10 protein-coding genes are annotated in these 13,523 nt (G+C 46.7%); 8 read left to right on the top strand and 2 right to left on the bottom strand.

The genetic code is table 11. From position 1 onward, the window contains the following. Nucleotides 1-50: 50 nt before the first annotated feature. Complete coding sequence (locus H6F66_RS27645) at nt 51-791, top strand: PEP-CTERM sorting domain-containing protein (RefSeq protein WP_199295197.1); 741 nt, start codon at nt 51-53, stop codon at nt 789-791. On the opposite strand, the gene H6F66_RS12320 is transcribed toward H6F66_RS27645, so the two are convergent. Next, on the bottom strand, nt 775-3,174 hold the full coding sequence (locus tag H6F66_RS12320; protein WP_190421570.1) for an ATP-dependent helicase: 2,400 nt from the start codon (nt 3,172-3,174) through the stop codon (nt 775-777). The genes H6F66_RS27645 and H6F66_RS12320 overlap by 17 nt on opposite strands. 80 nt (nt 3,175-3,254) lie before the next feature. Between H6F66_RS12320 and H6F66_RS12315 the strand changes: the two genes are divergently transcribed. The 7 genes from H6F66_RS12315 to H6F66_RS12285 all read left to right on the top strand — a co-directional run bounded on the left by H6F66_RS12315 (nt 3,255) and on the right by H6F66_RS12285 (nt 12,283). Continuing rightward, the gene (locus H6F66_RS12315; RefSeq protein WP_190421568.1) at nt 3,255-5,030 is read left to right on the top strand and encodes a glycosyltransferase family 39 protein; all 1,776 of its coding nucleotides are present in this window, start codon (nt 3,255-3,257) and stop codon (nt 5,028-5,030) included. 57 nt (nt 5,031-5,087) lie between these two features. Then, entirely contained in the window at nt 5,088-6,023 is a 936-nt protein-coding gene (locus H6F66_RS12310; protein WP_190421566.1) for an LD-carboxypeptidase, read from the top strand. 171 nt (nt 6,024-6,194) lie between these two features. Then, nucleotides 6,195-6,485: a hypothetical protein gene (locus H6F66_RS12305; protein ID WP_190421564.1), complete on the top strand. Its 291-nt coding sequence runs from the start codon at nt 6,195-6,197 to the stop codon at nt 6,483-6,485. A gap of 151 nt (nt 6,486-6,636) precedes the next feature. Then, a complete protein-coding gene (hemE, locus tag H6F66_RS12300) occupies nt 6,637-7,683 on the top strand; it encodes a uroporphyrinogen decarboxylase (RefSeq protein ID WP_190421562.1) in 1,047 nt (348 codons plus the stop codon). A gap of 67 nt (nt 7,684-7,750) precedes the next feature. After that, the gene (locus H6F66_RS12295) at nt 7,751-8,728 is read left to right on the top strand and encodes an NAD(P)-dependent oxidoreductase (protein WP_190421560.1); all 978 of its coding nucleotides are present in this window, start codon (nt 7,751-7,753) and stop codon (nt 8,726-8,728) included. 262 nt (nt 8,729-8,990) lie between these two features. Continuing rightward, a complete protein-coding gene (locus H6F66_RS12290; protein ID WP_190421558.1) occupies nt 8,991-10,595 on the top strand; it encodes a B12-binding domain-containing radical SAM protein in 1,605 nt (534 codons plus the stop codon). Between the two features lie 92 nt (nt 10,596-10,687). Continuing rightward, entirely contained in the window at nt 10,688-12,283 is a 1,596-nt protein-coding gene (locus H6F66_RS12285; RefSeq protein ID WP_190421556.1) for a B12-binding domain-containing radical SAM protein, read from the top strand. Nucleotides 12,284-12,443: 160 nt separating this feature from the next. Here H6F66_RS12285 and H6F66_RS12280 read toward each other — a convergent pair whose 3' ends face one another. Then, nucleotides 12,444-13,514 carry a glycosyltransferase family 4 protein gene (locus H6F66_RS12280; protein WP_199295196.1) on the bottom strand — a complete coding sequence of 357 codons (1,071 nt, stop codon included), beginning with the start codon at nt 13,512-13,514 and terminating at the stop codon, nt 12,444-12,446. Nucleotides 13,515-13,523 lie beyond the last annotated feature (9 nt).

Here is a 13,523-nt window from a genome sequence, read left to right as displayed (position 1 = left end):
CGATCGCATTGCACTTTTATCAACTTATAACTTTTGGAGAAATAACTCGTATGGCTACCTTAAGAAAAACATTTTCAGCCTTAACCTTCAGCACAATCTGCTCAGTTTCTTTATCTACGCTGATAGCACCTGAAAGTGTGCAGGCTGCTACATTGACCAAATTAACTTTTGATGAGCTACCGACTCAACCAGTAGATGATTTAAGTTTTAAGGGAGTCACCTTTGATTTCAAGGTAGATGGAATAGACTCAACTGCTGCCACCTACAATGTTGTAAGAACTTGGGATCTATCAGAAATAGCAGGTCGCCCGCCAGGAAGTCTACTCTATAACTTAGATTTATCACCCCCCGTCTTAGCAACCGATGCCCCTGGTATCCTTACACTTGATTTCACCATGCCGACAGCAGAACTTATGTTCGACGTGGCAAGCCTAGTGAATTATTCTCCATTTCCGCCTATGCCTACATTTACTATTGAACTCTTTAATGAGGCGTTAAGTTCTATTAGCATCCAGCAGGTGCTTCTGGATGAAGACATAATCGGCATTTTCCCCTCTCCGATAAGAGCGGCTGTTCTGGGTAAAACTTTTGCCTACAGCGGAACTTCAGTAAAACGGGCAGTTATAGATTTCAGCAACACAGGTTCAGTTGGATTTGACAACCTGACTTATCAAGCTGCCACTCAAACCACTCCGGTTCCCGAACCTGCTTCAGTGTTGGGTCTATTAACCTTTGGTGCTTTGGGTGCAACGAAAGTAATGAAGCGCAAGCAAATTAACTCCGCATCCTAGATAAGGTGACAACCGATTTCGGAAACTGACTCTTCAACGCAGGTATGACCGGGCAAGGTTTTTTCTCCTGTAAGCTGTCTTGATGGCTCCAGTTGAAGGTGTTCCAGCGGAAAGGGCCTTTTTGGGAGGCGGACATCCAGAGTAGGCGCTTTGCCCGTGTCATAGCTACATAGAGGAGGCGGAATTCTTCTGCGGCTTTGAGTTGTCCTGCTTGTTCCCAGGCAAGGGGTGCTACTGGCGGTACTTGACCGTGGAGATGGGCGCGAATTTGCGCCCTAGCTACTTCTGCTAAGGTAAAATCACCCAAAAACTGGGCAGCTGTTGGCACCCAAGGACTACCAGGAATGCTATCCTCGTGCAAAAACGGGATAAACACGTAATCCCAATCTAGCCCTTTGGCTTTGTGCATGGTGATGATGGTGACTTGACCGGAACGGATATAACGAGCGTCTGTGTCTTCAGTTTCTACGGGTTCAAATCGTTCCGAGTTTACAATTTCACTTAGTACCTCTAGTGTGGCACTCATAGAACTGTTGCCAGAGGTAGCGATCGCAATTCGTTCTGCTAATTTATCTGCTGTGGCTAGCTCGGATTGGCCATATTTTAAGGTTAGCGCCAGGAAAGTTGGCAGTTGGTACTGCGGCAGTTCTAGGCGGGCGCGAAGTAAACTGCGACAGTAACGCGCCGCCTGCTGCACTGGTGGTGTCTGTGCTGGGTCGAGGGGGCCTGGATAGAGAAATTGCTCTGGGAAGGTGGCGAGGGCGTTCAGGTCTTGGGTGGGAATTAGTTCGCGTTTGACGAGGACTTCTAGTGCGGCTTTTAAGTAGTCTGGGGAATGAGGGCGGTCGAGAAATTGCAGCATGGCGAGGATTTCAGCGGGAACGCGGGAGTGGCGATCGCTTTCTCCTACCTCGAACACTTTAATATCGTGCTGACGTTCCAGATAATCTAGTTTCTCTTTAACAAATCGGGCTTGCCGATTTTCCCGCACCAAAACAGCTGCCCGACTATTTGGGGTTTTCCCAAATAATTCAATAACTCGCTCTCCTATTAACTCGACTGTATGATAAACATCGCGGGGACTATAAATTTCTAGTCCCCGACCTGTGGCGCTAGGGTTGGCATCAGTTTGCGGATCGCCTGCATCAACGGGGCGAATTTCTTGCTCACGAAACGGGAGTTCGGCTGTTGGTTGTTTGTTGTCTCTTGTTCGTTGTCGGTTGACTGCTGCCGATTGTTGATTCACCCAGCTTAGGACAAAGTTAGCGGCGGCGATGACGATGGGGGTACTACGACCAGCTCGATCCATTGTTGCCAAGCGGTTGAGGTGCTGGCAATCTTCGCAGAACCGCCGGAAATAAATTGGGTCGGCTGGCGTGAAGGTGGAGTTGATGGCTTGGTTAGGATCTCCTACCCGCACCAAATTAAGATTGTAGAGACGGGATACATCGCTCTGGTTTGAATCTAAGGCGGTTGGGTAATCTGTAGTAGCGAGAATTTCTAACAGCTGACTCTGGAGGGGGCTGGAGTCTTGGGCTTCGTCTTCAAAGACGGCAAAAACTTGATTCTGCCACAATTGGCGGGCGCTGTCGTTTTTCAGTACGCGCAGTGCGCCTAAAATCATTTCGTCGTAGTCGATTAAGTCACGCGATCGCAATAATGCTTGATACTGCTCGTACAATCCAGCTGCTACGCTCAAAATCCCATAATCATCCGGTGTCTGCCTCGCCAATGCCCACAAATCTTGCGGCAAGAGACCAGAACTTTTCGCTTCGTGAATCACTGTGTTGGCGATGCTAGGCAGCACCTCAGTCCGTAAAACTGCCTGACGGCGCAACCGCTCCGTTTCTTCCCCATCAAATTGAATGCCTTCTAGCAGCGTCCCGTAGCGCCCATGATTGGCAGAAATCCATCGCTCTACACACTCTCGAATTAACCGATGACTTTGGTTAGGAGAAACCACCGTCGCCGTTTCCAAATTCAAACCCGATAACTCTGGATGGCGAGTGGCAATATTCAGCGCCAAACCGTGTAAAGTATGGACAATAAAGCCTGTTTGTGGTAATAGTAAATCTTCCCGGAGACACTGACGAATTTTCGCTTTGATATTAGCAGCAGCGGATCGGGTAAAGGTGACGATGACTAAATAGCGTCGCGTATGCAGTTGTTCGCGAGCGATCGCTAAAGCAGCTGCTACTGCCATCCCCGTTGATTTACCTGCGCCAGGGACAGCAGAAACCGCCAACGGCCCAGAACGCCAGTCAGCCATGCTTTGCTGCCCTTCCCGCAGCCCTTCGCGGAGTCGCAGCATCGCCTCCTCCCGCACAGGTGCAATAGACGGCTGGGGTGTACCATCGGGTGAAATTAGATTATCGTCGTTCATGGAAGGATGGCTAATGGCTAATGGCTAATGGCTGATGGCTTTTGAACAAGCGAGCAATTAGCAATGGACAACGGACAAACATGAATCAATCTATTAATTTCTTTCTACATTATTTAGCGCTGGCTGCGGTAATTGGTGTGGGAGCTGCTTTGCGGTTTTGGCATCTCGACCTGAAACCTCTTTGGTTGGATGAGGTAATTACGGCGTTATTTAGCTTGGGACGCACCTATGATGACGTACCGCTAAATGAGGCTTTTCCCCTATCAACATTAGAGCAAATTTTCACGCTTAACCCAGAAGTCACATGGTCGGAAATTGCACAAACACTTGCTACTCAGTCTACCCATCCTCCCTTATTTTTTTGCTTAATGCACAGCTGGCTTTCCTGGTTAAACTCAGTTGATGCCGATGCTTTAAAGTCGTGGGTGTGGGCTGTGCGATCGCTTCCAGCAATATTTGGAGTAGTTGCGATCATGGCAATTTACTGGCTGGGTAGCGTCGCTTTCTCCAGAACTACTGGTTTAATTACCGCCGCTATAATGGCTGTTTCCCCTTTTGGAGTTTACCTTTCCCAAGAGGCAAGACACTATACTTTGCCAGTATTACTAATTACCTTAGCTCTCTTAGGATTAATTCAAATCCAGCAAAACCGGGAAAAGGGTATTTCAACACAAGTGCTAGTTTGTCTAGCGTGGGGAATATTTAACAGCATTGGTTTCTACGTCCACTACTTTTTTATCCTGGCTTTCATCGCCCAAATCTTCGCCCTCGTTATCATGCAAGTTACAAGGCTTCATGGGATATCCCCAACCTCCTTTAACGATGGACGCGGCAAAACTAAGAATATAAGACTCTTATTTTTACCTCTTGCCTTTGCTTGCTTGCCTTTTTTATTTTATCTGCCGTGGCTGCAAGTTTTAATGGCACATTTTAACCGTCCAGAAACCAGTTGGCTACCTTCTCCACATAATATTGCTCCCCTATACCAAACTCTTGTTGGTTGGCTGTTGATGGTGGTTTCTCTACCAGTAGAAAATCAACCCCTCTGGATTGCAGTTACTAATGGAGTGCTGATGCTTCTATTTGGTACGTGGCTCTTAAAATACGTTATTTTTGATGCTTTCAGGGTAGAGTCAAAATTTATTGCCAATATAAGTCGTTATTGGGCAATTTTGACTTTTGTCATTTTCAGCCTATGTGTGCTGCTGCAATTCTTCGCTGTTATCTACTTTTTGGACAAAGATATTACTATCGCTCCTCGTTATAACTTTGTTTATTATCCAGCTATGTGCGCTATTCTAGGAGCTATTTTAGCTATCAGGCTAAACAAAATAAAAAGCAAAAAAACAAGACGTAACGCCAATTTTGTTTTTATATTTTATTTCTTAATTTCCTTTATAAGTTGTGTTTTTGTAGTATTCAACCTAACCTTTCAAAAACCCTTTAACCCACAACGAGTCGCCCAGAACATGAACATAGAACCTGATGCTGGGTTGATGGTTGTGGTGGGATACGACAGTTCTCAGGATGTAGCGTTGGGATTAAGCTTTGCACTAGCACTCGATAAAATACGGACACCTAATGTAGAGGCTTTAGAGTCGAAGCGATCGCCTGAAAATGAAAAAGCATATTTTGCTTTCTTAGATAGGAAAACTGGTTATGATAACGTTTGGCAAGAGCTGTCTGTGATCCAAACTCCCTTAGAAAAACCGCTCAACTTATGGGTAGTTGCCCCTGGACTCAAGCGGAGGGATTATCCTCAAGATTTAGCGCTTTCTGATAAATACACTTGTAACATTGACCCGACTGAACATTATCGGATCGGGGTTCCGTATCAACTGTATCGGTGTCGTTAGTTCTAATGTTTATTCGGTGATTAAAATAGTTTTTTTCGGAGTCTAGGCATCCCAATTATGAATCTTTGCTCTTTGCCACCAGCCCTACAACCAGGGGATTTGCTACGAGTAATTGCCCCCAGTGGCGCAATGCGTGAAGTTGAGGCGTTTGAAAAGGGTGTGGAGATATGGCGATCGCGTGGCTATCAAGTAAAAGTAGATGATAATGTGAGCGATCGCTATGGCTACCTTGCTGGAACAGATGAGAACCGTCGTCGCCAGTTGCAAGAAGCATGGCATGACCCAGAATGCAAGGGTATCCTTTGTGCTAGAGGCGGTTACGGTAGTGCCAGATTATTAGAAGATTGGACTTGGCAAGCCAGGGACAAGGAAGCCCCAATCCCCAATCCCCAATCCCCAATCCCCACTCCCAAGTGGTTAATCGGCTTTTCTGATGTTACAGGCTTGCTATGGAGTCTTGGCAAGGAGGGGATTGCAGGCGTTCATGGGCCGCTGTTGACGACGATTGCAGCTGAGCCTGAGTGGTCAAAACAGCGACTATTTGACTTAGTAGAAGGACGTTCTGTAGAACCTTTGAAAGGTACAGGTTGGGGTGGTGGCCAAGTAAGTGGCATTTTGCTACCAGCAAATCTGACAGTAGCGACGCATTTTTTAAACACACCGATACAACCTGAACTTGATGGCGTTATTTTGGCACTGGAAGATGTGACTGAAGTTCCTTACCGCATCGACAGATTGCTGACACAATGGCGACTTTCTGGCGCTTTTAAGAAAGTTCGAGGAATTGCTTTGGGACGCTTTAGCCGATGTGAGGCTCCGCCTAATATTCCTAGTTTGACAATTGAGGAAGTTTTGCGCGATCGCTTGTCTCTTCTCAACATTCCTATTGTCTCCGATCTGCCTTTTGGTCATGATGGTTGCAACGCAGCTCTACCTATAGGAATACTCGGTTTACTAGACGCAGACAAAGGCCTTTTAAGCTTATGCTCCTAGTATGAAGAAGTTTTGCTTAATGTGATATGACAAAATAATGTCTGGTAAGTTTTTTCAAACACTTGCGACAACCTTTGCGGTCAAACGTATACTTACTGTGCCAATCCCAACCGCTTTGTCAAAGCAGGAGAATATAACTATGACATTAGCACTGGTGAGCTAAAGCCAAGAATGGTTGCAACTCAAAACCCAACTACTCAAGCCACAGTCACAGATATCAGAAAACAACGCCTAGAAAAAGAGTTTGGATTGACAGTTATGGACAATTGTCCGGCTGCAAGGACTTCTTTAGTTGTCGTGTCTTATCTCGAAGGCGGACAAACGTATACATACTGTGCCAATCCCAACCGCGTTTTCCCCGCAGGCGAGTACAGCTATAACCCCAACTCTCGCACTCTAGAAGCTGCTAGAAAACAGCAGCAATGCACGGTGGAAATCGGTGGCATCTGCCTGGTTAGGTAAAAAAAGGGGGATTAGCTGTTAGTCTGTCAACGGCTAGTGGCGAATAGAGATTTTAGATTTTGGGTTGTCGAGAGCGGAAATAGTCTAAACGTCCATCCGAGAGTGATAAGCTAAACGAATGTGTTTAATAAAGTCTTTAGGTGAAGTGTAGATGACCGTTGCAACCCAAGTACCGTATCTGCTGCGGGCAGCTCGTGGAGAAGTTTTAGACCGTCCGCCAGTGTGGATGATGCGGCAGGCGGGTAGATATATGAAAGCTTATCGGGATTTAAGAGATAAGTATCCCGCGTTCCGCGATCGCTCTGAAAAAGCAGAACTCGCTATCGAAATCTCGCTACAACCGTTTCGCGCCTTTGAGCCAGACGGGGTAATTTTATTTTCCGATATCTTAACCCCCCTGCCGGGACTCGGCATTCCCTTTGATATCATCGAAAGTCGTGGACCAGTAATCGATCCGCCCATTCGCTCTTTGGAGCAAATCGATAAATTGCATCCCCTGGAACCTGAGGAATCTCTGCCTTTCATCCGCGAAATTTTGCAAACTTTGCGTCAAGAAGTCGGAAATAAGGCAACTGTGCTAGGTTTTGTCGGTGCGCCTTGGACGCTGGCGGCGTATGCAATTGAAGGCAAAAGCTCGAAAGACTACACGATTATCAAGAGCATGGCTTTCACAGAGCCAGCAATGCTGCATAAATTTTTGGGCAAATTAGCAGACTCGATTGCTACTTACGTCCGCTACCAAATCGACTGCGGCGCTCAAGTTGTCCAGATGTTCGACTCTTGGGCGGGGCAACTTAGTCCTCAAGACTACGAAACTTTTGCATTACCATATCAGCAACAAGTTGTCAAGCAGGTGAAGGCAACTCATCCAGATACCCCACTGATCTTATACATTAATGGCAGTGCTGGGATACTTGAGAGGATGGCACAATCCGGCGTAGATATCGTCAGCGTAGACTGGACGGTGGATATGGCTCAAGCAAGGGCAAGACTTGGCTCTGATATGGGAGTGCAGGGAAATATGGACCCGTGCGCCTTATTTGGCTCGAAAGAGTTCATACGCGATCGCATTTTAGACACGATTCGCAAAGCCGGGAAAAAAGGTCATATCATGAACCTCGGTCACGGAGTTTTACCCAGCACCCCGGAAGAAAACGTGGCATTCTTCTTTGAAACTGCCAAATCAGCTAAGAGCTAATAGCTAAGAGCTATTAGCTTCACGATTAGCTCTTAGCTCTTAGCAACTTACTAATGACTAACCCCTTATGACCCCGAAGCGGATTTTGGTGACTGGTGCGAGTGGCTGCATTGGTCACTACATTAGCGAAAGCCTGATTCAAAACACAGAACACGAGCTGTATCTGCTGGTCAGAAACCCAGATAAACTAGGAATTGACTACGAAGCAAGACCGGGCGTTACCATCCTGCACTATGACCTGCGAGAAGTTGAGCGAATAGGCGATTTGCTCAAGACAATGGATGTTGCAGTTTTGGCAGCTACCGCTTGGGGCGGGTCGCAAGAGGTGTTTGATGTTAACGTTATCAAAACCATCCGGTTGTTGAACCTGCTTGACCCAGCAGTGTGCAAACAAGTAATTTACTTTTCCACCGCCAGCGTCCTCGACCGTTCCAACGAACCACTCAAAGAAGCGTCACAACTGGGGACAGACTATATCCGTTCTAAGTATGACTGCTTGCAGCGGTTATCGAAACTAGCGATCGCACCCCGCATCACTACCCTGTTTCCCACCCTGGTACTCGGAGGAGATACCAACAAACCTTACTCCCATCTTTCCTCCGGTTTGCCAGGAGTAGCCAAGTGGATAGACATGATTCGCTTTTTCAAAGCTGATGGCAGCTTCCACTTTATCCATGCGCGGGATATTGCGACTGTGGTGCAATACCTCATCGACCATCCCCCAAAACCTGGAGAACCGCGACAGTTAGTTTTGGGACAGGAAGCGCTGACGGCAAATCAAGCCGTAGAAGAAGTCTGCGCCTATTTGGATAAAAAGATTTATTTCCGCGTGCCTTTGACTCTCTCACTTGCTGATTTATTGATTGTCTTGTTCCGAATTCAGATGGCACCTTGGGATCGATTTTGCTTGCGCTACCGTAATTTCACCTACCAAGATCCCGTAAACCCAACTACCTTTGGTCTGCCGAATTACTGCGCCACCTTCACCGACGTGCTGAAAATTAGCGGAGTCGAGAGAAAACCGCCCGCAATTAAAGGTGAGTAGACACTCAAGAAGGCTTTTTTAACGCCAAGATAGTGCTGTCGCGCTGCAACCCTTATGGAAAGGCGGCTAGTAACTAGCGAACAAAAACAAGGATTAGATTAAAAACCTATAACCTACCCTTTGCGTTCCTTCGGGCGTACTGCTACCAGGGAGCGTTAAAAAAACAATTATATTAACCGCAATTTGCCGGATTCAGCTAAACTCTTATGCTATGAATTAGCTAATAGCTAAAAAATTACAAGAGTGTGAGGGTTTAGATTCAATGAGAGTTTTATTAGTTTATCCTCTTTTTCCTAAAACATTTTGGTCTTACGAGAAAATTCTGGAATTAGTCAACCGTAAGGTTTTGCTACCGCCGTTGGGTTTAGTGACCGTGGCGGCAATCTTACCGCAAGAATGGGAATTTAAACTGGTAGACCGAAATATTCGCCCTGTGACAGACGCAGAGTGGGAATGGGCAGATGTGGTAATTCTCTCCGCCATGATTGTCCAAAAGCCAGATTTACTTGACCAAATCCGGGAAGCCAAGCGGCGCGGTAAACTGGTGGCGTGCGGTGGCCCTTATCCAACTTCTGTACCGGAAGAAGTCCAAGAGGCGGGTGTAGATTTCCTGATTTTAGATGAAGGGGAAATTACTCTGCCGATGTTTGTCGCAGCAATTAAGCGCGGCGAAAAATCGGGCATTTTCCGCGCCGTCAATGGGGAAAAACCAGATGTCACGACAACTCCAGTTCCCCGCTTTGATTTGCTAGAATTTGATGCTTACGATTCGATGTCGGTGCAGTTTTCGCGGGGTTGTCCCTTCCAGTGCGAATTTTGCGACATCATTGTGCTATATGGTCGCAAACCCCGCACTAAAACCCCAGCGCAACTTTTGGCAGAGTTGGAGTATCTCTACCAACTGGGATGGCGGCGCGGTGTGTTTATGGTGGATGACAACTTTATTGGGAATAAGCGCAATGTCAAGTTATTTCTCAAGGAGTTGAAAGTCTGGCAAGCTGAACACAAATATCCTTTCAAATTTAATACGGAAGCTTCTATCGATTTGGCGCAAGATCCCGAATTGATAGAGCTGATGGTTGAGTGTTATTTTGATGCTGTGTTTCTGGGAATTGAAACGCCAGATGAGGAAAGTCTGTCGATGACGAAGAAATTCCAAAATACGCGCAGTTCCCTAGCTGAAGCTGTGGAAATGATTACACGCGCCGGGTTACGACCGATGGCTGGGTTTATTATTGGTTTTGATGGCGAGAAAAAAGGTGCAGGCGATCGCATTGTCCGATTTGCCGAACTGACTGCTATCCCTACCACAACTTTTGGAATGTTGCAAGCCCTCCCCAATACAGCTTTGTGGTACCGGCTAGAGAAAGAAGGGCGACTGGTGGGCAAAGAAGGCAACCTCAACCAGACCACTTTGATGAATTTTATCCCGACGCGCCCTGTAGAAGATATTGCCAGAGAATATGTCGAGGCATTTAGCGATTTGTATGAACCCAGTCGCTATCTGGATCGCATCTATCGCTGTTTCCTAATGCTAGGCGCACCAAAAGTAAAAGCCCCCTTCAAAATGCCCAGCCTGATAGATTTGAAGGCACTTTCGATTGTAGTCTGGCGTCAGGGCTTCAAACGCCAGACTCGCTGGAAATTCTGGCATCATTTGTTTAGCATCATTAAAAACAACCCGGCAGTATGGGAACATTACCTCACCGTCTGCGCCCACAATGAGCATTTCATGGAGTATCGGCAAATTGTTCGCGACGAAATTGAGGCTCAATTAGTTGAATATCTAGCACCCCTGACAAAACAGAAAACGGAAGTTTCTGAGGTGAAAATTAAGCCAGAAGAGTCATTAGTTAGTAGCCATTAGTTATAGGGACACGGGCCGCCGTGTCCCTACCAAAAACTAAGAACTAATGACTAATGAATAATGAATTTAAATAAAGTGAGGATGGACATTTCATGCGAATTTTACTTTTATATCCGCTATTTCCCAAAAGTTTTTGGTCTTTTGAAAAAACCTTAGCTTTGCTAAATCGCAAAGCTATGCTACCACCTTTAGGTTTAGTAACTGTAGCGGCAATTCTCCCCCAAGAGTGGGAGTTTAAGCTAGTAGATAGAAATATCCGCCAGGTAACTGAAGCTGAGTGGGAATGGGCAGAGTTGGTGATTCTCTCAGCAATGATTGTCCAGCAGGAAGATTTTATCGACCAAATTCAAGAAGCAAAAAGACGCGGTAAAGCTGTTGCAGTAGGCGGCCCTTATCCAACAGCTTTACCCAAAGAAGCAGAAGCGGCTGGTGCAGATTATTTGATTTTGGATGAAGGGGAAATTACTCTGCCGATGTTTGTGGAGGCAGTTCAACGGGGCGAAACTGGTGGTATTTTCCGGTCTGGGGGAGAAAGGCCAGATGTCACCATTACGCCTATTCCCCGCTTCGATTTACTGGAGTTTGACGCTTATTCGGAGATGTCAGTCCAGTTTTCTCGCGGGTGTCCTTTTCAGTGCGAATTCTGCGACATTATTGTTCTCTACGGACGCAAACCCCGGACAAAAGCCCCAGCCCAATTAATAGCTGAATTAGAACGCCTTTATGAGTTGGGTTGGCGACGCAGCATTTTCATGGTGGATGACAACTTTATTGGGAATAAGCGTAATGTTAAGTTGTTCCTAAAAGAGTTGCAACCTTGGATGGTTGAACATCAGTATCCTTTCTCTTTTGCCACAGAAGCATCAGTTGATTTGGCAAAAGATCAAGAACTGATGGATATGATGGTTCAGTGTAATTTCGGGGCGGTGTTTTTAGGAATAGAAACGCCCGATGAGGACAGTTTAGCGCTAACGCAGAAGTTTCAAAATACACGAGATTCTTTGAGCGATTCTGTAGAGGCGATCGCGCGTTCGGGGCTGCGGGTGATGGCAGGGTTTATTATTGGCTTTGATGGCGAAAAACCGGGAGCAGGCGATCGCATTGTCCAATTTGTCGAGAAAACCTCAATTCCCACAGCCATATTTAGTATGCTGCAAGCTTTACCCGATACCGCCCTCTGGCATCGGCTAAAGAAAGAAGGACGACTGCGGACAGAATCAGCTAACATCAATCAAACCACATTGATGAACTATGTCCCGACTCGTCCCTTAGAAGAAATTGCCCGCGAATATATCAACGCCTTCTGGACACTGTACGATCCAGAGCGTTTTCTAGACCGTACTTACCGTCACTTCCGCATTTTAGGAGAAGCAACTTATCCTAACAAAGGAAAACGTCCCAAAAAGAAACTAGATTTGGTGGTAATTCGGGCGTTTCTCACAATTTGTTGGCGACAAGGTGTTGTCCGCAAAACTCGCTTCAAGTTCTGGCGCAACCTGTTTAGTATGTATCGCCATAATAAGGGCGGAATCAGCAGCTATTTAGCTGTGTGCGCTCAAATCGAGCATTTTGTGGAGTATCGCCAGATTGTCAAAGAGCAGATTGAAGCTCAGTTGGCTGATTTTATGGCAGAGGAAGCAAAACTGCAAAAACTCCCACAAGAGGTAAAAACTCCTGTGAGTGCGTAATGCAAAATCGTTCATTTTAATTTTTTGGGGTGCGTTACCAGCAATCGCTTAACGCATCCTAAGCATTTGATGTACGCAGAAAACGCGATCGCTCTCACCAAATAGTATGTACATTTGAAAGTTGAATTCTGCGATCGCGGCTGATCAGGGGTACACCATCTCAGCAATTCATAGATTCCTCTATGATGTCTTGAAACCAGTTTAAGAAGCGATCGCCCAAAGCCTCCAACGAATACTCCGCTTCCGCTTGTTGACGACAGGCTAGGCGGTCAATTTGATCCAATCGTCCAATTGCCTCTACTAAACCTTCCACCCTATCCGGTTCCACCAAAAAGCCCGTTTTCCCATCTTGGATAATTTCAGTCGGGCCACCTCGACTGTAGGAAATTACTGGCACCCCACAAGCCAACGCCTCAATTACCACATTGCCAAACGCTTCCACCCAGCGAGGAGTCATCAACAGCGCCCGACATTTGCCTAATTCTTGCTGCATTTGGGCTGTAGGGAAAAATCCCACATATTCCACGGGAGCATCGGGATACTCTTGACAAATCTGCTGCCAGTATGCTTCATCCTGCATCTTTCCCAATATTTTCAGGGGGATGCCAGTTATATTCGCAGCTGCGACAGCATCCTCCAAACCTTTTTCGGGAGCGATTCGACCCAGCCAAGCTAAGGCAGGTGAGGGTTCTTTGACAAAATCATACAGGGATAGATCCAGTCCACCACCCAGAATCCGACACTGCTGGGCAAAAGGAAACGTTTCTGCCTGGGTGCGAGTGTAGACACCAATAGTACCGGGAAACTCGACAGCAACCTTTCCAGCGATTTGATCCATTGCATCGGAGAGGGAACCCATACTGATGAAATGCGCGATCGCGCACTCAAAAAATGGTGTCAGGTAAAACGGCAACCAATCGTAGGCAATGTTGAAAATCAGATCGTAATCAGCCTGCACTTGCCGCGCGTAGTCGCACATATTGCCTAATACCGAATTTTCCGGCATGACAATCGGCGTACTGCGTCCCTGACTCTGAGCCGTCGTTTGGAGTTCTCCAGCAATCTCGACAATGGGAATCTCCCCTAAGACAGATCCTTGGGGAGCGACAATTTTTAGACTATGACCCCGCCGGATCATCTCTTGGGCAACGTTAAGCAGCGTTAGTTCGACACCTCCCCCTAGCCCTGTGCCAAGAGCGCCAACTGGGGTTGAGAGCAATAACAGTTTCAAAGAGCGTTG

Origin of the sequence: Trichocoleus sp. FACHB-6 (genome assembly GCF_014695815.1) — a bacterium.
Taxonomy (GTDB): Bacteria; Cyanobacteriota; Cyanobacteriia; order Cyanobacteriales; family FACHB-T130; genus Funiculus; species Funiculus sociatus.
Note: the sequence above shows the minus strand (reverse complement) of the source record. Positions and strands in the feature narration are given on the sequence as shown.